17 protein-coding genes are annotated in these 20,645 nt (G+C 57.5%); 8 read left to right on the forward strand and 9 right to left on the reverse strand.

What is annotated here, in order from left to right; genetic code table 11:
- Positions 1-61: 61 nt before the first annotated feature.
- Both ACA061_RS14415 and ACA061_RS14420 read right to left on the reverse strand, forming a co-directional pair.
- The gene (locus ACA061_RS14415) at positions 62-1,201 is read right to left on the reverse strand and encodes a glycerate kinase (RefSeq protein ID WP_497299460.1); all 1,140 of its coding nucleotides are present in this window, start codon (positions 1,199-1,201) and stop codon (positions 62-64) included.
- Positions 1,202-1,459: 258 nt separating this feature from the next.
- Entirely contained in the window at positions 1,460-2,584 is a 1,125-nt protein-coding gene (locus tag ACA061_RS14420) for a sugar diacid recognition domain-containing protein (RefSeq protein ID WP_150615503.1), read from the reverse strand.
- Between the two features lie 171 nt (positions 2,585-2,755).
- Here ACA061_RS14420 and ACA061_RS14425 point away from each other — a divergent pair, with 171 nt between their 5' ends.
- From ACA061_RS14425 to rarD, 3 genes are all read left to right on the forward strand, one after another.
- Positions 2,756-4,066, forward strand: a complete 1,311-nt coding sequence (locus ACA061_RS14425; protein WP_497299461.1) for an MFS transporter — start codon at positions 2,756-2,758, stop codon at positions 4,064-4,066.
- A 286-nt stretch (positions 4,067-4,352) separates the two neighbouring features.
- Positions 4,353-6,476 (forward strand): acyltransferase family protein, encoded by a 2,124-nt coding sequence (locus tag ACA061_RS14430; protein WP_497299462.1) that lies wholly within the window; start codon positions 4,353-4,355, stop codon positions 6,474-6,476.
- Positions 6,477-6,675: 199 nt separating this feature from the next.
- Positions 6,676-7,557, forward strand: a complete 882-nt coding sequence (gene rarD / locus ACA061_RS14435) for an EamA family transporter RarD (RefSeq protein WP_210552827.1) — start codon at positions 6,676-6,678, stop codon at positions 7,555-7,557.
- Positions 7,558-7,680: 123 nt separating this feature from the next.
- Here the strand turns inward: rarD and hppD are convergent, their stop codons facing one another.
- On the reverse strand, positions 7,681-8,757 hold the full coding sequence (gene hppD / locus ACA061_RS14440; protein ID WP_042559338.1) for a 4-hydroxyphenylpyruvate dioxygenase: 1,077 nt from the start codon (positions 8,755-8,757) through the stop codon (positions 7,681-7,683).
- A gap of 243 nt (positions 8,758-9,000) precedes the next feature.
- Entirely contained in the window at positions 9,001-9,948 is a 948-nt protein-coding gene (locus ACA061_RS14445) for a DMT family transporter (RefSeq protein WP_497299463.1), read from the reverse strand.
- A gap of 77 nt (positions 9,949-10,025) precedes the next feature.
- On the opposite strand from ACA061_RS14445, the gene ACA061_RS14450 reads away from it, so the two are divergent.
- From ACA061_RS14450 to ACA061_RS14460, 3 genes are all read left to right on the forward strand, one after another.
- Complete coding sequence (locus ACA061_RS14450) at positions 10,026-10,898, forward strand: LysR family transcriptional regulator (protein ID WP_210552829.1); 873 nt, start codon at positions 10,026-10,028, stop codon at positions 10,896-10,898.
- Positions 10,899-11,013: 115 nt separating this feature from the next.
- The gene (locus ACA061_RS14455) at positions 11,014-12,549 is read left to right on the forward strand and encodes an EAL domain-containing protein (RefSeq protein ID WP_497299464.1); all 1,536 of its coding nucleotides are present in this window, start codon (positions 11,014-11,016) and stop codon (positions 12,547-12,549) included.
- Between the two features lie 234 nt (positions 12,550-12,783).
- The gene (locus ACA061_RS14460) at positions 12,784-13,149 is read left to right on the forward strand and encodes a histone-like nucleoid-structuring protein, MvaT/MvaU family (RefSeq protein WP_150603796.1); all 366 of its coding nucleotides are present in this window, start codon (positions 12,784-12,786) and stop codon (positions 13,147-13,149) included.
- A 214-nt stretch (positions 13,150-13,363) separates the two neighbouring features.
- Here the strand turns inward: ACA061_RS14460 and ACA061_RS14465 are convergent, their stop codons facing one another.
- The gene (locus ACA061_RS14465; protein WP_497299465.1) at positions 13,364-13,882 is read right to left on the reverse strand and encodes a DUF4946 domain-containing protein; all 519 of its coding nucleotides are present in this window, start codon (positions 13,880-13,882) and stop codon (positions 13,364-13,366) included.
- Positions 13,883-14,020: 138 nt separating this feature from the next.
- On the opposite strand from ACA061_RS14465, the gene gloA reads away from it, so the two are divergent.
- Positions 14,021-14,542 (forward strand): lactoylglutathione lyase, encoded by a 522-nt coding sequence (gene gloA, locus ACA061_RS14470; protein WP_210552831.1) that lies wholly within the window; start codon positions 14,021-14,023, stop codon positions 14,540-14,542.
- A 131-nt stretch (positions 14,543-14,673) separates the two neighbouring features.
- On the opposite strand, the gene ahpF is transcribed toward gloA, so the two are convergent.
- The 3 genes from ahpF to ACA061_RS14485 all read right to left on the reverse strand — a co-directional run bounded on the left by ahpF (position 14,674) and on the right by ACA061_RS14485 (position 18,007).
- A complete protein-coding gene (gene ahpF, locus ACA061_RS14475) occupies positions 14,674-16,236 on the reverse strand; it encodes an alkyl hydroperoxide reductase subunit F (RefSeq protein WP_497299466.1) in 1,563 nt (520 codons plus the stop codon).
- 130 nt (positions 16,237-16,366) lie between these two features.
- Positions 16,367-16,930 (reverse strand): alkyl hydroperoxide reductase subunit C, encoded by a 564-nt coding sequence (gene ahpC, locus ACA061_RS14480; protein WP_007958941.1) that lies wholly within the window; start codon positions 16,928-16,930, stop codon positions 16,367-16,369.
- Between the two features lie 138 nt (positions 16,931-17,068).
- On the reverse strand, positions 17,069-18,007 hold the full coding sequence (locus ACA061_RS14485) for a site-specific integrase (protein ID WP_497299467.1): 939 nt from the start codon (positions 18,005-18,007) through the stop codon (positions 17,069-17,071).
- A gap of 177 nt (positions 18,008-18,184) precedes the next feature.
- Here ACA061_RS14485 and ACA061_RS14490 point away from each other — a divergent pair, with 177 nt between their 5' ends.
- The gene (locus ACA061_RS14490) at positions 18,185-19,201 is read left to right on the forward strand and encodes a DNA-binding protein (RefSeq protein WP_210552833.1); all 1,017 of its coding nucleotides are present in this window, start codon (positions 18,185-18,187) and stop codon (positions 19,199-19,201) included.
- Here the strand turns inward: ACA061_RS14490 and gorA are convergent.
- Positions 19,198-20,556, reverse strand: a complete 1,359-nt coding sequence (gene gorA / locus ACA061_RS14495; RefSeq protein WP_497299468.1) for a glutathione-disulfide reductase — start codon at positions 20,554-20,556, stop codon at positions 19,198-19,200. The two genes, ACA061_RS14490 and gorA, sit on opposite strands and share 4 nt — an antisense overlap.
- Between the last annotated feature and the right edge of the window lie 89 nt (positions 20,557-20,645).

Here is a 20,645-nt window from a genome sequence, read left to right on the forward strand (position 1 = left end):
GACGTTTGAAAACCAGGATCAAAAGATCGCAGCCTTCGGCAGCTCCTACAGTGCGGATGTCTCAGGGTTTTGCGGCGAGTTGCCACACGCGGGCGATATCGGTAGCGCGTTCGCGCAGCAGTCGTGGTGCTTCGGCGCAAGCTTGTTCGAGCGTCATCGGGCCGCTGGTCACGGCGAAAGCGGCATCGATGCCGTGGCCATAGAGTTCTTGATAACCGTCACCCAGGGTACCGGCGATAACGATCACCGGCACTGCATAGTGCTTGGCAATCCGCGCCACGCCGAACGGGGTTTTGCCACGAAGCGTCTGGGCATCGAAGCGCCCTTCGCCGGTAATCACCAGATCCGCGCCCTTGACGGCTTCGGCCAGCCCGACCAGTTCGGCAACCACCTCGACCCCGGCCTGAAACTGCGCGCCGAGAAATGCCTTGGCGGCAAAACCCAATCCCCCCGCCGCGCCACTGCCCGGTTCATCGCGCACGTCCTTGCCTAGCACTTCCGCGCACAATTGCGCGAAATGGCCGAGGGCCTGATCGAGTTGTTTCACCTGCGCTGGCGATGCCCCTTTCTGCGGTCCGAAAATCGCCGAGGCACCGTGCGGGCCGCACAACGGATTGTTCACGTCCGCCGCGATATCAAACCGCACCTGCGCCAGACGCGGATCAAGCCCAGTCAAATCGACACGCGCCAACTGCGCCAATGCCAAACCGCCCGGCACCAGCGTTTGGCCTTGTGCGTCGAGCAATTTCACACCCAACGCCTGCATCGCCCCAGCGCCGCCATCGTTGGTGGCGCTGCCGCCAATCGCCAGGATCACCCGTTGCGCACCGGCATCCAGCGCGGCGCGAATCAGTTCGCCGGTGCCGAACGTGCTGCTGATGCACGCATCGCGTTGCCCCGGCGGCACCAGTTGCAAACCGCTCGCCTCGGCCATCTCAATGATTGCCGTGTGGTTGTGCGGCAACCAGCCCCACGCGGCATCAACCGCCGTGCCCAACGGGCCACGCACGCTAGTGCGGCGCAACTCGCCTTCGCACGCCGCCAGAATCGACTCGACCGTGCCTTCGCCGCCGTCAGCCATCGGGCATTTGACCAGCGTGGCGTGCGGCCAGACTTGCGCCAGCCCCAGCGCAATGGCTTCGGCAACGCCTTGGGCACTCAGGCTGTCCTTGAACGAATCGGGGGCGATGACGATTTTCATGTGAATTCTCCAGTTCCAATGCCCTTCATGCTGCCAGTCGGCATGCGCATTGACGCCTGTCTGCTGCACAAGTGGCGCAGGCGTTTATTGTTCATTTCTACAAAAGGCCCGGGATTGCTGCTGAATGTTCCGACCCCATCGCTGGCAAGCCAGCTCCCACAGGGGGCCATTGCAAACACAGGCCTGTAGGAGCTGCAGCAGGCTGCGATCTTTTGATCTTGAAAAACCACATCAAAAGATCGCAGCCTGCGGCAACTCCTACAAGAGAGCCGGGTCTGTTTGGGGTAGGAGTTGCACACCCAGATACAACGCCAACATCCCCTCCAGCCTTAGCGGATCCACCCCGCTGATCTCGGCAATCCGCTCCATTCGGTAGCGCAAGCTGTTGCGATGAATCCCCAACGCATCGGCACAGGCCTGACTCTGGCCATCGTGATCACACCAACTACGCAATGTCGCCAGCAATTGTCCGTTGCCGTCCTTGGCGATCACCTTGCGCAGGGGTTTGAGCAGTTCGTCGAGCGCATCGTCGTTGCGATGGCGCCAGAGCATGACCGGTAGACGATAGCGATTGAGGGTCAACAGGCGCGAATGTGGCAACACCTCGCGGCCATAGGCGAGCAGATCACCGACCCGGCGATAACAACGGCGCAATCCGGTGAGACCATCCGCCTGCCCGCCGACGGCGATGCGCAGGATCTTCCAGCCGAGGCCGTCGAGCTTTTCAAGAAGGCGATCATGCTCGACGTGCTGACTGGCCGGCCGACACCACAGCAGCGACGACTTGGCCGAACTCACGCACCAACTGTCCGGGTACCGCGACGTCAGCCAGGCACTCAGCGCTTCGACCGTTTGCCCCGGCCCGTGCTCAAGACCCAACTCGAACAGATACGGCACACGCGTCAATTGCGGCTTGAGCCCGAGTTGCTGCGCCTCGTCGACCAGACGCGGTGAATCCCCCGCTTCGCTCAGCAGCAAGGCCAGCAGGTCATCGCAACGCTGGCGCCGCCATTGCTGCTCGGCCTGCTGATTACGTTGGCCCACCAGCATTTCGGCGGTCATGCGCACCAGTTCGGCGTAAGTGCGCAGATGCTCTGGCTCGCCGGTAATGCCCAGCACACCGATCAAGCGCTGATCGAGCCACAGCGGCAGGTTGATCCCCGGCTGCACACCCTTCAAATGCATGGCAGTCGGCGCGTCGATCTCGACCACGCGACCGTTGGCCAGCACCAGTTGCGCACCTTCGTGGCGGGTGTTGATGCGCTCCGGCTCGCCGCTGCCGAGGATCAAGCCCTGGCTGTCCATGACGTTGACGTTGTACGGCAAAATGGCCATGGCCCGGTCGACGATGTCCTGAGCGAGGTCGTGATCGAGTTCGAACATAACGGCTGAAATCCTATTAAACAGGCGCGGACAGTTGGTCACCCGCACAGGGTCTGGTGGCAAACCCTGTGCTCAGGCACAAAGACAATCCGGCCGAAGGTGGCCGAGACTCTCAGGGCGATCAACGTTACCCTTTGCATCGCAAAAAATCATAATAAAGAGAGAGCCGCTATGTCGCAGAGCGCCGCAGCTACCCAGACCATCGACGACGATAAGAACGCCGTTTATAAACGCATTACCCTCCGCTTGATCCCCTTCATTTTCATCTGCTACCTGTTCAACTACCTCGACCGGGTCAACGTTGGATTTGCCAAACTACAGATGCTCGACGCGTTGAAATTCAGCGAAACCGTGTACGGCCTCGGTGCCGGGATTTTCTTCATCGGCTACGTGCTGTGCGGCGTACCGAGCAATCTGGCCTTGACCAAATTCGGTCCTCGGCGCTGGATTGCGCTGATGATGATCACCTGGGGCACGCTGTCGACCTGCCTGTTGTTCGTCACCACGCCGACCGAGTTCTATACCCTGCGCCTGTTTACCGGTGCGGCCGAAGCCGGGTTCTTCCCGGGCGTTGTGCTGTATCTCTCGCAGTGGTTCCCGACCTTCCGCCGGGGCCGGATCATGGCGCTATTCATGTCGGCGATCCCGGTGTCCGGTCTGCTCGGCAGCCCGTTTTCGGGCTGGATTCTCAATCACTTCGCGGCGGGCCAGGGCGGTTTGGCCGGCTGGCAGTGGATGTTTTTGCTGCAAGGCATTCCGACCGTGGTGCTGGGCCTGCTCGCTTACTTCCTGCTGAGCGACAGTTTTGCCAACGCCAAATGGCTGACCGCGCACGAGCGTGCAGTACTGGAAGCGGATCAAGCCGAGGACCTGGCGAACAAACCGAAAACCACCACCGATTCGCTGTTGGCAGTGTTCAAGAACCCGGCGATCTGGGCGTTCGGCCTGATCTACTTCTGCATCCAGAGCGGCGTCTACGCGATCAACTTCTGGCTGCCGTCGATCATCAAGAACCTTGGTTTCAGCGATAACCTGGTGATCGGCTGGTTGAGCGCTATTCCGTATCTGCTGGCGGCCGTGTTCATGCTGGTGGTCGGCCGTTCTGCGGACCTGCGCAAAGAGCGGCGCTGGCATCTGGTGGTACCGATGCTCATGGGTGCGATCGGCCTGGTCATTGCGGTGAATTTCGCCGGCAACCCGGCTATCGCTATCCTGGGTCTGACCATCGCGACCATGGGCGCGCTGACCGGCCTGCCGATGTTCTGGCCGGTACCGACGGCCATGTTGAGTGCGGGCGCTGCTGCCGGTGGGTTGGCGTTGATCAACTCGATGGGGCAGATGGCCGGATTCCTCAGCCCGTACCTGGTGGGTTGGGTGAAAGACTGCACCGGATCGACGGATGCGGCGTTGTATCTGTTGGCAGCTGTCATTGTTGGCGGGAGTTTGTTGGCGTTGCGCATGACGCGGACGTTGCGCGCTTAAGCTTCAATGAGTGCAAAAACGGCCCTTTGTTGGGCCGTTTTCATTTTAGATCCGGCTCGGAACGGATCAAAGTCTCGCGAGAGTTTCTGCAGCCCCGCTGCTTCGCGGAGAGCCATTATTCGGACGACTACGCCAGTCGTTTCGTTGCAAGGCCGGAACCGATCGCAGGCGATTGAAAAAATCTCTGTAACATTTCTGATACCCTGCGCATCCCGCTTTTTTCCAATGAATTGAGCGCAATCAAAAAAACAAATCAGATCGTTCGAGACTGTTTCAGGATAAGTAAATGCTCAATCGCCCTTTTGAGTTTGCATGGAAGCCTTTGCGCGCGATATGGCATAAAGCACTCGGCGCCAATGATAAAACCGCAGAAGCCCCCTCTCCCTCGGCACAGGCCTCTGCGACCCAGCATCGCAAACCTGCCATTGAATACCGCGCAGACATAGACGGGCTGCGGGCGATTGCCGTTCTGCTGGTGTTGATTTTTCACGGCGGTTTAACGTTGTTTCCGTCGGGCTATATAGGCGTGGATATCTTCTTCGTGATCTCGGGGTATCTGACGACCTCGATCATCATGAAGTCGCTGGACAATGGGACGTTCAGCTTCTCGGGGTTCTACGCCCGTCGTATCTGGCGATTACAGCCGGCCATCATTGCGTTGCTGATAGTCACACTGATCATCACCACGTTGCTTTACTTGCCCGATGACTATGTCGATTTCCTGAAAAGCGCCAAGTACACCTCGTTACTCCTCTCTAACCAGTATTTTTCCAACGCGACAACCGGCTATGCCACACCCGATGCGGCGACCCTGCCTCTGCTGCACACCTGGTCGCTGGCCATCGAGTGGCAGTGGTATCTGGTCTTGCCTTTGGGCATCTGGCTGCTCAACCGCTATGTGGCGAAAAAAGCCTTCAAGGCGACCGTTCTTGGTTTAACCGTGGCGGCAATGGCGCTGGGCTTGTACTGGTCTCACACACTGGCGGATAAAAACTACTACCTCTTTACCGCTCGAATTTTCGAATTGATGATCGGCTCCTGTGCGGTGATTTTCAGCACGGACAAATTCAGGCTCAATCGGTTGAGTGCATCGCTGGTCTGTGCGCTTGCGCTGGCGACGATTCTCTACTGCGCGACGCGAGAAGATATCCTCGCGGGGTTTCCGGGTTACCACGCCATAGCGGTTTGTATCGCGACCGCAGCATTGCTTTTTCGGGGCATTGGCGATGCCAGCATTACTTCCAGAATACTGGCCTTCAAACCGCTGGTATTTATCGGCACCCTCTCCTACTCGTTGTACTTGTGGCACTGGCCAATCCTGGCGTTCGTGACCTATATCGGCATCACACTTACGCCGATGGTCACAGTCATCTACTTCGCCGCCACGTTTGTGATTGCCTGGCTTTCGTTCGTCCTTATCGAAAACAGATTCCGCAAGCCAAGGGCTGGCTTTACCAAAACCCTGATATTGCTGATGCTGGTGCCCGCGATCGGACTTTCGTTACTGCACACTTCCGGCAAGAAGCACGATGGATGGCCCGAGCGTTTTGGCGAAGATTCGATCCAGGTCTTCAGTGGTCTGAAGGCTTATGTGCCCGCCCAACGGGAAAAGTGCCTGGGTGTCAGTGATGGAACCGACCTTGGTTGCATCATGGGTGCCGCCCAGGCGGACCCGCAGGTATTTCTACTGGGTGATTCGTTTTCGAACCATTACTGGGGATTTGTTGAAACGCTGGCTAAAGACGCCAACCTGTCGGCACTCGCACAGGGTTACCCGGCGTGCCTGGCACTGCCCAAGGTTTACCTCTACGACGCGAAAAAATACAAGGGCGGGCTGTATCAAAAGTGCCATGCCGCCGCTCGGCAATATTACGACCTGATCAGCAAAAGCCATTTCGAGTACGTGATCGTTGGCCAATTCTGGGAGGCCTACCTGAACGCTGACATCGTCACGAAACAGGATGACCCTCGCAGCCTCGAACTGTCCCGACAACGCCTCGGCGTGGCGATCCGCGAAGCCCTGGATATCATCATCAAGTCGGGCGCCACGCCCCTCTTCCTGATGAACACGATGCCAATGCCCGCGGGTATCAACGAATGCCTGTTGAAACGAGTCAAGTTGCGGGGCTGGATGGGAAGCACCGAGCAGAGCAGCCTGTGCGCCACCTCACCATGGTCGGGTGGCGAAGATCCGGTATTGGCGAAACTGTTCAGCGAACTGCAGGATGAGTACCCGAGCTTGATTGTTATTGATCCGAAAGGTGTTCAATGCCAGGACGGCAATTGCGCGACGGTCATCGACGGTTTTCCGGTCTATCGTGACATTGGCCACGTGACCGACTATGCCTCTTACAAGCTCGGCCAAATGTACCTCAAGCGCTTCAGTAATCCGTTGAAGGCTACTCGGTAAGCTTTCTGCAGGAGGGGCTGCGATCTTTGATTCTGTTTTGGTAAAGCATGATCAGAAGATCGCAGCGTGCGGCAGCTCCTACAATGGATTCGACCCACCGCCGTATCGGATGTGTGGAATATTGAGCACTCGAGCAATATTCAGCACAAAAACCACGTATCCTTCGCGCCCCGTTTGATCACCCACCCGCGAGGACAGTTTGTCTAAAGGTATCGCTTTATCGGTTACAGCCTCGGTGCTGTTTGCCGTCATGTACTACTTCACTTCGTTGCTCACCCCGTTGAGCGGCGTGGAGATTTTCGGCTGGCGGATGCTCCTGACAGTGCCATGTATGACAGTGTTCATGCTGGTCTCCAGCGAATGGCGGCGGGTGCTGGAGTTGATTCGCCTGATGGCGGGCAAGCCAAAACTTATTGGCGGGTTGATCGTCTCGGCTGCGTTGCTCGGCGTGCAGTTGTGGCTGTTCATGTGGGCACCGCTCAACGGTTACAGCCTCGACGTGTCGCTGGGCTATTTCCTGCTGCCGCTGGCCATGGTGCTGACCGGGCGGATTGCCTATGGCGAGAGCCTGTCGTACCTGCAAAAGGTCGCGGTGTTCTTCGCAAGCCTGGGCGTGTTGAACGAGTTGTATCAGGTCGGCGGATTTTCCTGGGCGACGCTGGTGGTCGTGGTCGGCTATCCGCTGTACTTCGTGCTGCGCAAATACCTGAAAACCGACCACCTCGGCGGGCTGTGGGTCGACATGACCCTGATGCTGCCGGTCGCGTACTGGTTTGTGCAGAGTGGTGAGCAAGGCCTGGACGTGTTCAATCAATATCCGGGGTTGATGTGGCTGATTCCGCTGCTCGGGTTGATCAGTGCTTCGGCGCTGGTGGTGTACATCATTGCCAGCAGGTTGTTGCCGTTCAGTCTGTTTGGGTTGTTGAGTTATGTTGAACCGGTGTTACTGCTGGGTGTGGCGCTGATCCTGGGTGAAAGCATCAAGTCCACTGAGTGGCTGACCTACATTCCGATCTGGCTGGCGGTTGTGGTGCTGGTGTTTGAAGGGTTCAAGCATCTGATGCGCCAGCGCAGACCGTAAAAAGCAAAAGATCGCAGCCTTCGGCAGCTCCTACATCAGGAAGGTAAATCCCCTGTAGGAGCTGCCGAAGGCTGCGATCTTTTGATCTGAAAAAGCCTGGCCGATGCCAGGCTTTTTTATCGCTTACTCGGTCGCGAGTACACCACGGCGAACCTGGTCACGCTCGATCGATTCGAACAGTGCCTTGAAGTTGCCCTCACCGAAACCATCATCGCCTTTACGCTGGATGAATTCGAAGAACACCGGGCCCATCAGGGTTTCCGAGAAGATCTGCAGCAGCAGTCGCTTGTCGCCCTGCTCCGATGAGCCGTCGAGCAGAATGCCGCGCGATTGCAGTTGATCAACCGGCTCGCCGTGGTTCGGCAGACGGCCTTCGAGCATTTCGTAATAGGTTTCCGGTGGCGCGGTCATGAAGCGCATGCCGATTTTCTTCAGGTGATCCCAAGTCTTGATCAGGTCATCGGAGAGGAACGCGACGTGCTGGATGCCCTCACCGTTGAACTGCATCAGGAACTCTTCGATCTGCCCAGCGCCCTTGGACGACTCTTCGTTGAGCGGGATGCGGATCATGCCGTCCGGCGCGGTCATCGCTTTGGAGGTCAGGCCGGTGTATTCGCCCTTGATGTCGAAGTAGCGGATTTCGCGGAAGTTGAACAGCTTCTCGTAGAAGTTCGCCCAATAAGCCATGCGACCGCGATACACGTTGTGCGTCAGGTGGTCGATGATTTTCAGGCCGGCACCGACCGGATTGCGATCAACACCTTCGATAAACACGAAGTCGATGTCATAGATCGAGCTGCCTTCGCCAAAACGGTCGATCAGGTACAGCGGCGCGCCGCCAATGCCTTTGATCGCCGGCAGGTTCAGCTCCATCGGCCCGGTTTCGATGTGGATCGGCTGGGCGCCGATTTCCAGTGCGCGCTTGTAGGCCTGCTGCGAATCCTTGACGCGGAACGCCATGCCGCACACCGACGGGCCGTGCTCGGCCGCGAAGTAGGAGGCTACGCTGTTCGGTTCGTTGTTGAGGATCAGGTTGATTGCGCCCTGACGATACAGGTGCACATTCTTGGAGCGGTGGGTGGCGACTTTGGTGAAGCCCATGATCTCGAAGATCGGCTCCAGAGTTCCAGGGACCGGCGATGCGAGCTCGATGAACTCAAAGCCCATCAGGCCCATTGGGTTTTCGTATAAATCTGCCATGGTGACGCCTCATCATTCTTATCAATTAACCAGGGTTATTTGTCAGTAATGAGGTGAGTGGGTGGCGCACAGGAGATGCCACGCACACTGCGGGCGAGGAAGTCACCGTAGATCAGTTGAAACCCGAATATCTTCATTGTCGACCCAAGGCTCTTGCGGGCGAGGCTTCTGCTGCCAGAAGACGATTATTATTGTATGCGTAACCCGATTCTACACAGCGTAAACAGGGTTTGTCTGCCCTCTCTATAAAATCCGCTTTTCTGGCGCCGGTGCAAGGGGTTTGTTGCACAGGTAAATGCCCGCCAGGATCAGTACGCCACCCAGGCCCATGGCCGGCGTCAGTTGTTCGCCGAGCAACAAGGCGCCGAGAATCACCGCAGTCAATGGATTCAGGGCAATGAACACGCCAGAGCGGGTTGCACCGATTTTGCGGATGCCATCGTAGTAACCGATATAGGCCAGTGCCGAGCCGAAGACACCGAGGTAGAACAGACTCAGCCACTGCGGTGTGCCGAGCTCAATCAGCACCACCCAACTCAATTCGCCACGCACTGCTGCCAGCGTCCAGAGCATTGCCGTGCCGATCAGGATCGAGTACGTCACCGTCTGCACCGGGCCCAGCGTCTGGTTGAGGCGTCGGGAAAACAGCGAATAACCCCCCCAGCCGAGCACGCACCCCAGAATCAGCAAGTCGCCGATCCACGCGTCCGGCGTGGCAGCCAGCAATTGCGGATTACGACTGACGATCACCAGCCCGGCACCGACGATGCAGATTGCGATGCCAGCGACTTTCCCGCGCCCAAGGTGCTCCTTGAACAGCAGCCAGGAAGCGAGACCTATCACCGCGGGATTCAACGCAACAATCAACGAGGCTCGCGAAGCATTGATGTACTGCAAACCATAAAAGAAGCACAGGTTGTAAAAGAAGATGCCGAAGAACCCCAACACTGCCAACTGCAGCCACTCCCGCACCGAAGGTCGGGCCAACGGAATCCGCGCCAGCCATAAAAAACCCAGTAACGCGGCACTGGCCAGCAGAAATCGCAGGCTGGCGGCGAAAATCGGATTAAGGCTGCCAGCCAGAAAGCGCCCGGCGACAAATGTTCCACCCCATATCATGGTGACTGCTGCCAATGTCAGATAAACCGGCGTTTCGGTTGGAGTTAGGTGGGTTCGCTCAACGTTTCGCATGACACTCCAAAAGGAAAAAGGACAAGATGGCGTATCATTCGCTTCATTCCTGATCATCGTAAAATGAGCATTCACTCATGACCCTCACTCAACTGGAGATATTCTCTCAGGTGGCCGAACTGCGCGGTTTCACGCTCGCCGCCCATCATTTGGGGATCTCACAGTCGGCGGTGTCTCACGCAATGAAGTTGCTGGAGCAGGAACTTGGCGTCGAACTGCTGCGCCGGCATCAGTCGCAAGTGGAACTCAGCGATATCGGCGAGCAATTGCTGCTGCGCGCCCGCGCCATGCTCGGTCTGGCCAATACGATGCGCCAGGAAGCCGCTGATGCCCGCGGCATGAAACGCGGCACGCTGCGCATCGGTTCGTTCGGCCCGACTTCATCGATCAAGTTGTTGCCGAATATTCTGCGGCACTATCGCCAGGCCCATCCGGGCATCGAGGTGCATATTGATGAGGGACCGGATCGGCAAGTCATCCAGTGGCTGGAAGAGCGGCGGATCGACATTGGTTTCGTGGTGCTGCCCGAAGAACGTTTCGACACTTTTGCCTTGATCGAAGATCAGATGGTCGCCCTGCTCCCCGCTGCGCATCCCCTCGCAACACGATCCGAGCTGAGCCTGAAAGCGCTTTGCGCTGATCCGTTCATTTTGACCGAGGCAGGGTCGTCGGAACTGGTGTCGCGATTGTTCAACGCCGCACGCCTGCAACCGAATATTCGTTATCGTTGTTCGCAATTGCTCAGTACGCTCGAGACGGTCAGCCGGGGCGATGCGATCACCGTGATTGCCGAGGCTTCGTTGCCAGACTCGCCAAATGCCGGTTACGTAAAAATACCGCTGTCGCCGGCGGTTAAACGCCAAGTCGGTCTCGCCGTCCTCGACCAGCGCCAGGCATCACCGGCAGCGCTCGCCTTTATTGCGTTGGCAAAACGCTTGAATCCGCAATGAGCGGCGCAAGTGTCATCTGCCATCTATCCTGCGCACTGGCTGAAGTGTTTTTCAGCGGTGCGCCGGTGCCCGGACCAAATTCGGGAGCCTCACTTTTTCGCGACAGGATGCGCCCATGCCGTTGACCGTCAGACCTCGCCGCAAACGTAGCGTGCGCATCGCCATCACCCTGCTCAGTGCCCTGCTGCCAGTCTTGCTGGGTGGCGTGATTCTGTACATGCAGGCCGAGCGCACCCTTGCGCAGAGTTCACAGAAGACTGCCGAAGAAGCGCTGCGCCAGTTCGAGTTGATGCTCGACAGCACAGCCCAGGCGGCCCGGGATCTGCTGCCACTGGCCGGACAACCGTGTGAATCCGTCAAATTGGCCCTGCGCGAGCAAGTGACCCGCCGCCCTTTCGTGCGCTCGACCAATCTGGTGTGGGACAACAATCTCTATTGCAGTTCTTTGTTCGGCGAGTTCAAGGAAGCCGTCAGAGCAGGCGACTATGTTCAGGGCAAGTTGTGGTTGATGAACGGCAATCCGGTCACACCCAACACCGCGCTGCTGGTGTATCGACTCAGCGAAGGTCGCGGCGGTGCTCTGACGACACTGGATGGCTATCACCTGAGCAACATGCTGCGACTGATCGGCCGGCAAACACTGCTGTTATTGCAGGTGGGTGATAACTGGATGTCAGCCAATGGCCAGGTCCGCGAAGGCGTCCTGCCCGCGCTGCCAGTGGCGCAAACAATGCTGGACTCTTCGCGCCATGCGTTCAGCGTGTCGGCGGGTTTTCCAAAGGGCGAAACCTGGCGCTACATGGCCGAACAGTACCCGCCATTGTTCAGCCTGTTGATGTTCTTTGGTGTGGTGTCGGGCGCCATCGGCCATGTCGTGCAGAAGCGCTCGACTTCGCCGAGCCATGAAATGCTACGTGCTTTGGAGGCCGGCGAGTTCATTCCGTACTTCCAGCCCGTGGTGCACGGCGACAGCAAGAAATGGTCGGGCGCCGAAGTGTTGATGCGCTGGAATCACCCCAAGGAAGGCCTGGTGCGCCCGGACCTGTTTATCCCGTTCGCCGAGCACTCCGGGCTGATCGTACCGATGACCCGCGCCTTGATGCGGCAAACAGCGGCGCTGCTCGGGCCCCAGTCATCGACCTTTGCCGCGCCGTTTCACATCGGCATCAACATCACCGCGAGCCATTGCCGGGATCTGCAACTGGTCAAGGATTGCCGTGAGTTTCTCGCAGCTTTTGCGCCCGACAGCGTTAGCCTCGTGCTGGAGTTGACCGAGCGCGAGCTGATCGAACCCACCGACATCACGCGCCAGTTGTTTGAGCAACTGCATGCACTGGGCGTGATGATCGCCATCGACGACTTTGGCACCGGGCACTCAAGCCTCGGTTACTTGCGCAAATTCAATGTGGATTTCCTCAAGATCGACCAGAGTTTTGTGGCCATGATCGGCGTCGACGCGCTTTCGCGGCACATTCTGGACACCATCATCGAACTCTCGGCCAAGCTTGATCTGGGCATTGTTGCCGAAGGTGTCGAAACACAGGCACAAGCCGATTATCTGACCGCGCATAACGTTAACTTCCTGCAAGGCTATCTGTACGGCAAACCCATGCCGGCAGCAGACTTCATTAGTGCATTAAGTCACCATTAACTAAATGGGCTTAAGCGAGATGCGCCGACAAGGCGCACAAAATTGATACAAAAGACCACTACGGTTACATGAGGACAACATCAGGATTTACTCCTGACGCATTAACAACTACAATTTTTCTTGCCTGTGCAAAGATTGGCAGGCGAGCCACTTATCACCGAGTCGCTACAAGGCTCCAGTTTTAAGCTTTGTTTGCGGTTGGTATCAGCCAAATACACTATTGGAGTAAAGATATTGTCCAGACTCGCTGAATTTCGTGCAGCTGAAAAGGCCCTTCAGGAACAGCTCAAGCAGTTGGAATCGCTGAAGAACGATGCCGGGCTCAAGAAAGAAATCGAATTCGAAGAAAAGCTCCAGGGGCTGATGAAAAACTACGGCAAGGGCCTTAAAGACATCATCGCCATTCTCGATCCGAATCCGGCCAAATCCTCGCTGCAAAGCTCTGCAGCACCAAAAACCCGCCGCGCTCGCGTGGTCAAGGTCTATCAGAATCCGCACACCGGCGAACTGATCGAGACCAAGGGCGGCAACCACCGCGGCCTGAAAGCCTGGAAGGAACAGTACGGTGCAGGCACTGTTGATTCCTGGTTGCGCGGTTAATCCGGCACCCATCAAAGCCCTGCATGACGCAGGGCTTTTTTATTGACAATATCTAACAAATGAAATGAATTTCATCGAGCAAGTTCCCACTCTTGTGTAACGTTACTGAGTCAAAAACCTAAACAATCTGCAGCATCATGTTGCGAGCGGCGCCAACGTTAAACTTTGTGCTTAATCCCTTTGGGCATCTAACACGACGCGAAGAGTACAGAGCCTAAAGTTTCAGGCTGTTTCTCACCGCGACTATCTCTTCTGCGCTCGCCTTATAAGCCTCGGCCTGACCAGCATAGGAAAGTACATAGGCCTTATCCGCCGCGACCGCCGCCACCAGTGTTTGCGATAACACATGCCGACCGTTTTCGGTCACCGTGCAAGTCGTCTCCAGCGCAGACAAAGAACCGAGCGTCGCTGGATGCACCTTGTTGCAGACACTCTGATAGCCACCCCGGAAAAAGTCCTTTTGTATCGACTTGCGCATTTCCAGCAAAACACCCTGCAAATTGACTTGATGACCCGTTTCAACCTGAGTCATGGTCAACTCCATCACCATCACCTGATTGCCATCGGCATCGTTCTTGACCGCCCGCTGGCGAGAAACCTGCGGTGCCGTATCGGCTAGTGCCTCCACCTCCCAGCCTGCGGGCCAGGTGATGCTCGGCTCTTCGGCAAACACGGTAGCGGCGGCCAGAAACAAGCCTAAGAAAACTAACGGAGTTTTAAACAGTCGGATCATTGCCGGGCGCACTCGAAGATAGAGCCGCAAAGTCTGAGCCCCGGCCGCGCGCACGGCAAGCCTGCCCTTTCATTTGGCGATGCCGGCAGGCATGCGTATCATTGCGCCCATCACTCGCCCATAGTTATTGGAGGGCCCATGAGCCTGCACGAACTGAACACTTTCCCCGGCGTTACCGCCACGCCAGACAGCGCAACCCGCAACTTCGTTTTCAACCACACCATGCTGCGCGTCAAGGACATCACCAAGTCGCTGGATTTCTACACCCGCGTGCTGGGTTTCTCGCTGGTTGAAAAGCGCGACTTCCCGGAAGCGGAATTCAGCCTGTATTTCCTGGCACTGGTCGACAAGGCGCAGATCCCGGCCGATGCCGCTGCTCGCACCGAATGGATGAAGTCGATCCCGGGCATTCTTGAGCTGACCCACAACCACGGCACCGAAAACGATGCTGATTTTGCCTATCACAATGGCAACACTGATCCGCGTGGTTTCGGCCACATCTGCATCTCGGTGCCGGATATCGTCGCAGCGTGTGAGCGTTTTGAAACGCTGGGCTGTGATTTCCAGAAGCGCCTCACCGATGGCCGCATGAAAAGCCTGGCGTTTATCAAGGATCCGGATGGTTACTGGGTCGAGATCATTCAGCCTGCGCCGATGTGAAAGGCGAAAATCCCCTCACCCTAACCCTCTCCCTCTCCCTCGGGAGAGGGCTGGGGTGAGGGGCTGCATTTTCACGCACAATAAAAAACCCCATGATCGCTCATGGGGTTTTGTCTTTTCAGGCCTGGCGTTTACGCCGGAGCCGAAGTTCGGATCAAGTGATCGAAAGCGCTCAGCGAAGCCTTCGCGCCCTCGCCCACTGCAATCACGATCTGCTTGTACGGCACAGTGGTCACGTCACCTGCAGCGAAGATGCCCGGGATCGACGTCTCGCCACGGTTATCGACAATGATCTCGCCACGCGGCGACAGCTCGATGGTGCCTTTGAGCCAGTCAGTGTTCGGCAGCAGACCGATCTGCACAAAAATCCCTTCCAGCTCGACAGTGCGCAACTCATCAGTGTTGCGATCCTTGTAGCGCAGGCCGTTGACCTTCTGGCCGTCGCCGGTGACTTCAGTGGTTTGCGCACTGGTGATCACGGTAACGTTCGGCAGGCTGTGCAGCTTGCGCTGCAACACGGCGTCGGCTCGCAATTGCACATCGAATTCCAGCAGCGTCACGTGAGCCACGATACCCGCCAGGTCGATGGCTGCTTCGACGCCAGAGTTACCGCCGCCGATCACCGCGACACGCTTGCCTTTGAACAGCGGGCCATCGCAGTGCGGGCAGTACGCCACGCCTTTGTTGCGATAGTCCTGCTCACCCGGCACATTCATTTCACGCCACCGCGCACCGGTCGCCAGAATCACGCTCTTGGCTTTGAGGGTCGCACCGCTGGCGAAACGGACTTCATGCAGCTCGCCATTTTTACCCGGGATCAGCTTGTCGGCGCGTTGCAGGTTCATGATGTCGACGTCGTACTGCTTGACGTGTTCTTCCAGCGCCGTGGCCAGTTTCGGCCCTTCGGTTTCCTGCACGGAAATGAAGTTCTCGATAGCCATGGTGTCCAGCACTTGACCACCGAAACGCTCAGCCGCAACACCGGTGCGGATGCCTTTGCGTGCAGCATAAATTGCCGCCGACGCACCGGCCGGGCCACCGCCGACGACCAGCACGTCAAAGGCTTCCTTGGCGCTGATTTTCTCGGCCTGACGCTCGATGGCGCCGGTGTCGAGTTTGGCGAGGATCTCTTCCAGGCCCATGCGGCCCTGGCCGAAGTTTTCGCCATTCAGGTAAATGCTCGGCACGGCCATGATCTTGCGATCGTTGACTTCGTCCTGGAACAGCGCGCCGTCGATGGCGACGTGGCGGATGTTCGGGTTAAGCACGGCCATCAGGTTCAGCGCCTGAACGACGTCCGGGCAGTTCTGGCAGGACAGCGAGAAATAAGTCTCGAAACTGAACTCGCCTTTGAGCGAACGAATCTGCTCGATTACTTCGACACTGGCTTTCGACGGGTGGCCACCGACTTGCAGCAGGGCCAGTACCAGCGAAGTGAATTCGTGGCCCATCGGGATACCGGCGAAACGCAGACTGATGTCGGCGCCCGGACGGTTGATCGAGAACGATGGCTTGCGAGCATCGTCACCGCTGTCGATCAAAGTAATTTGGCTCGAAAGACTGGCAACGTCTTTCAGCAGGTCAAGCATTTCACGGGATTTCGCACCGTCGTCGAGGGAAGCAACGATCTCGATCGGCTGGGTGACCCGTTCCAGGTACGATTTCAACTGGGCTTTAAGATTGGCGTCCAACATACGGGCGATTTCCTTTGATTTGTTTCAGACATAAAAAAACGCCCGAGCGAATCTAGCCCGGGCGTTTTATTGGGCGGTGCAGCTAACTTAAGTAGGTGCGGAGTTCCGCCCTGAGTTGTGTGTCACGGACTTAGATCTTGCCGACCAGGTCCAGGGACGGAGCCAGAGTGGCCTCGCCTTCTTTCCACTTGGCTGGGCAAACTTCGCCTGGGTGAGCAGCAACGTACTGAGCAGCCTTGATCTTGCGCAGCAGCTCGGAAGCGTCACGGCCAACGCCGCCATCGTTCAGTTCAACGATTTTGATCTGGCCTTCAGGGTTGATCACGAAGGTGCCACGGTCAGCCAGGCCAGCTTCTTCAATCAGCACGTCGAAGTTGCGGGAGATCACCTGAGTCGGGTCGCCGATCATGGTGTACTGGATTTTGCCGATGGCTGGCGAAGTGTTGTGCCAGGCAGCGTGAGCAAAGTGGGTGTCGGTGGAAACGCTGTAGATCTCTACGCCCAGCTTCTGGAAAGCAGCGTAGTTGTCAGCCAGGTCTTCCAGCTCGGTTGGGCAAACGAAGGTGAAGTCGGCTGGGTAGAAAAACACGACCGACCACTTGCCTTTCAGGTCAGCGTCCGAGACTTGAACGAAGTCGCCGTTTTTGAACGCGGTAGCTTTGAACGGTTTTACTTGGCTGTTGATGATAGGCATTGATGACTCTCCGTCAGGGGTTATGAAGTTGATGGGGTGAATCCTACCCACTCACTCGACGGATGGCTCATTGGCAAACCTGATGCTGCTGATTTGTTTTCGCTATTAGCTGACTGTATTAATAGAAGAAAACGATCTCTAGGGCGTAACCGGTTTATCCGTAATCCGAGCCATCCCCTGGAATGGGCTGGCTTCAACATAGCGCATGGCTGACTTCATATCCTTCCAGCCGACGTAACTCATCAACGATTTAAGGTCCCAGCCACTTTGATGGGCCCAGGTTGCAAAGCCGCGTCGCAACGAGTGACTGGTGTAGCGTTCGGCGGCAATCCCGGCGCGTTCCAGCGCCTGGCGCAATAACGGGATGATGCTGTTGGCGTGCAGGCCCTCCTCGTTCAGATTGCCCCAGCGATCAATGCTGCGAAATACCGCGCCGCGCACGAGCGCAGCCTCGTTGATCCAGTCGATATAAGCCTGCACAGGACAGAGTTTGAGCAGTGCCGGAGTTTGATACGTCTGGCCGAGGTTTTCCCGATCGCCCTTGCTGCGCGGCAGATACAAAGTGATGCCGCTGCCGGCGTGCGCCTGCACATGCTCGATCTGCAAGCGGCACAACTCATCGCTACGAAAGCCACGCCAGAAGCCCAGCAGAATCAGCGCGCGATCCCGATAAGCCTTGAGCAATGACGGACGATCCTGCTGCGCCTTCGCGTCCTGAGCTTCCTGCTCCAGCCATTCGATGACTCTCTGCAAATCCTGCAGTTGCAAAGGTTCGGCCTGTTTTTCCTGCGCCGGATGCAGCGCCCGAATGCCTTTGAACACTTTGCGCACCACAGGGGCTTTCGTCGGGTCGGCAAAACCCTGGCTGTTGTGCCACTGCGCCAGCGCCGACAGACGCAGCTTCAACGTATTGATCGCCAGCACACCCGCATGCTCGACCAGATACCGCGCAACGCTGTCGGCTGTGGCCGGCAGAAATCCACCCCACGTAATTTCGAAATGCTCAATGGCGGCGCGATAGCTGCGGCGGGTGTTGTCACGGGTGGCGGCTTGCAGATAGCGATCCAGATCGATCATGGGCTGTTTTCTCGCTGGCGTACTGATTCAAGGGTATCGAAACGCATTTTGCCGTCTGACACTGGGTAATACCATTATATCCCGCCTCTTTAATATCAAAGATTTAACTTTATTTTCAGCATGGTACACTGAGTACTTTAGTGGCATGTACCACAGTACGTAACCGTAGGAGTTCACATGGCCCGTGGCGGCATTACCAAAGCACTGGTTCAGATCGCGCGCACAGCGATCCTGGCCCGCGGCGAACACCCGAGCATCGATGCAGTACGCATTGAAATGGGCAATACCGGCTCGAAAACCACGATCCATCGTTATCTGAAAGAGCTGGATGACGGCGCTCAGCCAATCGAAGCGTCGGCAGAGCCTATTGATGACGAGCTGACCGCACTGGTTTCGCGCCTTGCTCAGCGCCTTAAAGAGCAGGCGCAAGAACCCATCGAACAGGCTCGCGAGCAGTTTGAGGAGCAACGCGAGGCACTCGAATCCGAACTGAAACAGGTTCGCCACGCTCTCGAGCAACTGGAGCATCAGCACGAGATTCAAGGCGCGGCACTGGAGCGCGAATCGGAAGCGCTGGGCAGCACCCGCTCGATGCTGCAAACCGAGCAAACCCGCAATGCCGGGCTGAATCAGGCATTGGCCGACTTTGAATTGCGCTTGCAGGACAAGGACGAGCAGATCCGCTCGCTGGAAGAAAAGCACCTACACGCCCGCGATGCGCTGGAGCACTACCGCAACGCCACCAAGGAACAGCGCGAGCAGGAACAGAGCCGCCACGAAGGCCAGGTGCAGCAGATTCAGGCGGAGCTGCGTCAGGCGCAGCAAAGCGCGCTGGTGCGCCAGGATGAAATTACCCAACTGCATCGCGACAACGAACGCTTGCTCACCGAGAACCGTGGCACTCAACGCGAACTCAGCCTGATGCAAGACCAGCTCAAGCACAGCAACCAGCGACAAGATCAACTGCTCGAACAAGCCACTCGCGTTGACAGCGAGCGCACCCTCCTCCAGGAACGTCTGCGTGTGGCAACACTGGAAAGCCAGACACTCAAGCAGAGCGTCGAAGAGCAGACGCTGCTGAATCAGTCACTGGAAAAGGAATTGACCAAGGCTCAAGCGAGTCTGGAAGACAGCCTGCGTCTGGCGGCTACCGTTGCGGCAGCGCCAGACTCGGCCAAACCGAAAGACGCTTAAGCGCCGACCGGTGTACGCATGGTGACAAACTCTTCGGCGGCCGTCGGGTGCACCCCGATCGTGTCGTCGAAGTCGCGCTTGGTCGCGCCAGCCTTCAGCGCAATCGCCAGGCCCTGGACGATTTCGCCCGCATCCGGGCCGACCATGTGGCAGCCAAGAACCTTGTCAGTCTTGCCGTCGACCACCAGCTTCATCAGCGTTTTCTCCTGACACTCAGTCAGGGTCAGCTTCATCGGCCGGAAACGGCTCTCGAAGATCACCACGTCGTGACCCGCGTCGCGCGCCTCTTCTTCGGTCAAACCGACCGTGCCGATGTTCGGCAGGCTGAACACTGCCGTCGCGATCATCTTGTAATCCACCGGACGGTATTGCTCCGGCTTGAACAGACGCCGCGCCACCGCCATGCCCTCGGCCAATGCCACAGGCGTCAGTTGCACACGACCAATTACATCGCCCAACGCCAGAATCGAAGGTTCCGTGGTCTGGTATTGCTCATCGACCTTGATGAAACCTTTGTCGGTGAGTTGAACATCGGTGTTTTCCAGCCCCAGGTTGTCCAGCATCGGACGGCGACCGGTCGCGTAGAAAATGCAATCAGCCTCCAGCACTCGACCATCCTTGAGCGTGGCTTTCAAACTGCCGTCAGCCTGCTTGTCGATGCGCGCAATGTCGGCGTTGAATTGCAGATCCATGCCGCGCTTGGTCAGCTCTTCTTGCAAGTGCTTGCGCACCGAACCATCAAAGCCGCGCAGGAACAGATCGCCGCGATACAGCAATGTGGTGTTGGCGCCGAGACCGTGGAAGATTCCGGCAAACTCGACCGCGATATAACCACCACCCACTACCAAAACACGCTTGGGCAGTTCTTTGAGGAAAAACGCCTCATTGGAACCGATCGCATGTTCATGCCCCGGAACCTCTGGAATCTGCGGCCAGCCACCGGTAGCGATCAGAATATTTTTCGCGGTGAAACGCTCACCGTTGACCTCGACTTCATGCGGACCAACGATCTTCGCGTGCGCTTCGTGCAGGGTCACGCCGCTGTTCACCAGCAGATTGCGATAAATGCCATTGAGGCGATTGATCTCGCGATCCTTATTGGCGATCAGCGTCGCCCAATCGAAATTCGCCTCACCCAGACTCCAGCCGAAACCGGACGCCTGCTCGAAGTCTTCGGCGAAATGCGCGCCGTAAACCAGCAGCTTCTTCGGCACGCAACCCACGTTGACGCACGTCCCGCCCAGATAACGGCTTTCAGCCACCGCTACTTTCGCGCCGAAACCGGCAGCAAACCGCGCAGCCCGCACACCGCCGGAACCTGCACCAATCACATAAAGGTCAAAATCGTAGGCCATCTCTATCTCCTCGGCAGGCGATCAGCATACCTGCAGACACCCATTGGGCAAGCACTGCCATCCATATGAGGGCTGAAAATGAAAAAGCC

This window comes from Pseudomonas sp. LBUM1668, from assembly GCF_059695715.1.

Excerpts from the sequence above, each read along its gene's own strand:
- ACA061_RS14430 (WP_497299462.1), top strand. The coding sequence starts at position 4,353 with ATGCTCAATCGCCCTTTTGAGTTTGCATGGAAGCCTTTGCGCGCGATA.
- ACA061_RS14455 (WP_497299464.1), top strand. The coding sequence starts at position 11,014 with ATGCCGTTGACCGTCAGACCTCGCCGCAAACGTAGCGTGCGCATCGCC.
- ACA061_RS14485 (WP_497299467.1), bottom strand. The coding sequence starts at position 18,007 with ATGATCGATCTGGATCGCTATCTGCAAGCCGCCACCCGTGACAACACC.
- ACA061_RS14425 (WP_497299461.1), top strand. The coding sequence starts at position 2,756 with ATGTCGCAGAGCGCCGCAGCTACCCAGACCATCGACGACGATAAGAAC.
- gloA (WP_210552831.1), top strand. The coding sequence starts at position 14,021 with ATGAGCCTGCACGAACTGAACACTTTCCCCGGCGTTACCGCCACGCCA.
- gorA (WP_497299468.1), bottom strand. The coding sequence starts at position 20,556 with ATGGCCTACGATTTTGACCTTTATGTGATTGGTGCAGGTTCCGGCGGT.
- ahpF (WP_497299466.1), bottom strand. The coding sequence starts at position 16,236 with ATGTTGGACGCCAATCTTAAAGCCCAGTTGAAATCGTACCTGGAACGG.
- hppD (WP_042559338.1), bottom strand. The coding sequence starts at position 8,757 with ATGGCAGATTTATACGAAAACCCAATGGGCCTGATGGGCTTTGAGTTC.
- ACA061_RS14450 (WP_210552829.1), top strand. The coding sequence starts at position 10,026 with ATGACCCTCACTCAACTGGAGATATTCTCTCAGGTGGCCGAACTGCGC.
- ACA061_RS14465 (WP_497299465.1), bottom strand. The coding sequence starts at position 13,882 with ATGATCCGACTGTTTAAAACTCCGTTAGTTTTCTTAGGCTTGTTTCTG.
- ACA061_RS14490 (WP_210552833.1), top strand. The coding sequence starts at position 18,185 with ATGGCCCGTGGCGGCATTACCAAAGCACTGGTTCAGATCGCGCGCACA.
- ahpC (WP_007958941.1), bottom strand. The coding sequence starts at position 16,930 with ATGCCTATCATCAACAGCCAAGTAAAACCGTTCAAAGCTACCGCGTTC.
- ACA061_RS14415 (WP_497299460.1), bottom strand. The coding sequence starts at position 1,201 with ATGAAAATCGTCATCGCCCCCGATTCGTTCAAGGACAGCCTGAGTGCC.
- ACA061_RS14445 (WP_497299463.1), bottom strand. The coding sequence starts at position 9,948 with ATGCGAAACGTTGAGCGAACCCACCTAACTCCAACCGAAACGCCGGTT.
- ACA061_RS14420 (WP_150615503.1), bottom strand. The coding sequence starts at position 2,584 with ATGTTCGAACTCGATCACGACCTCGCTCAGGACATCGTCGACCGGGCC.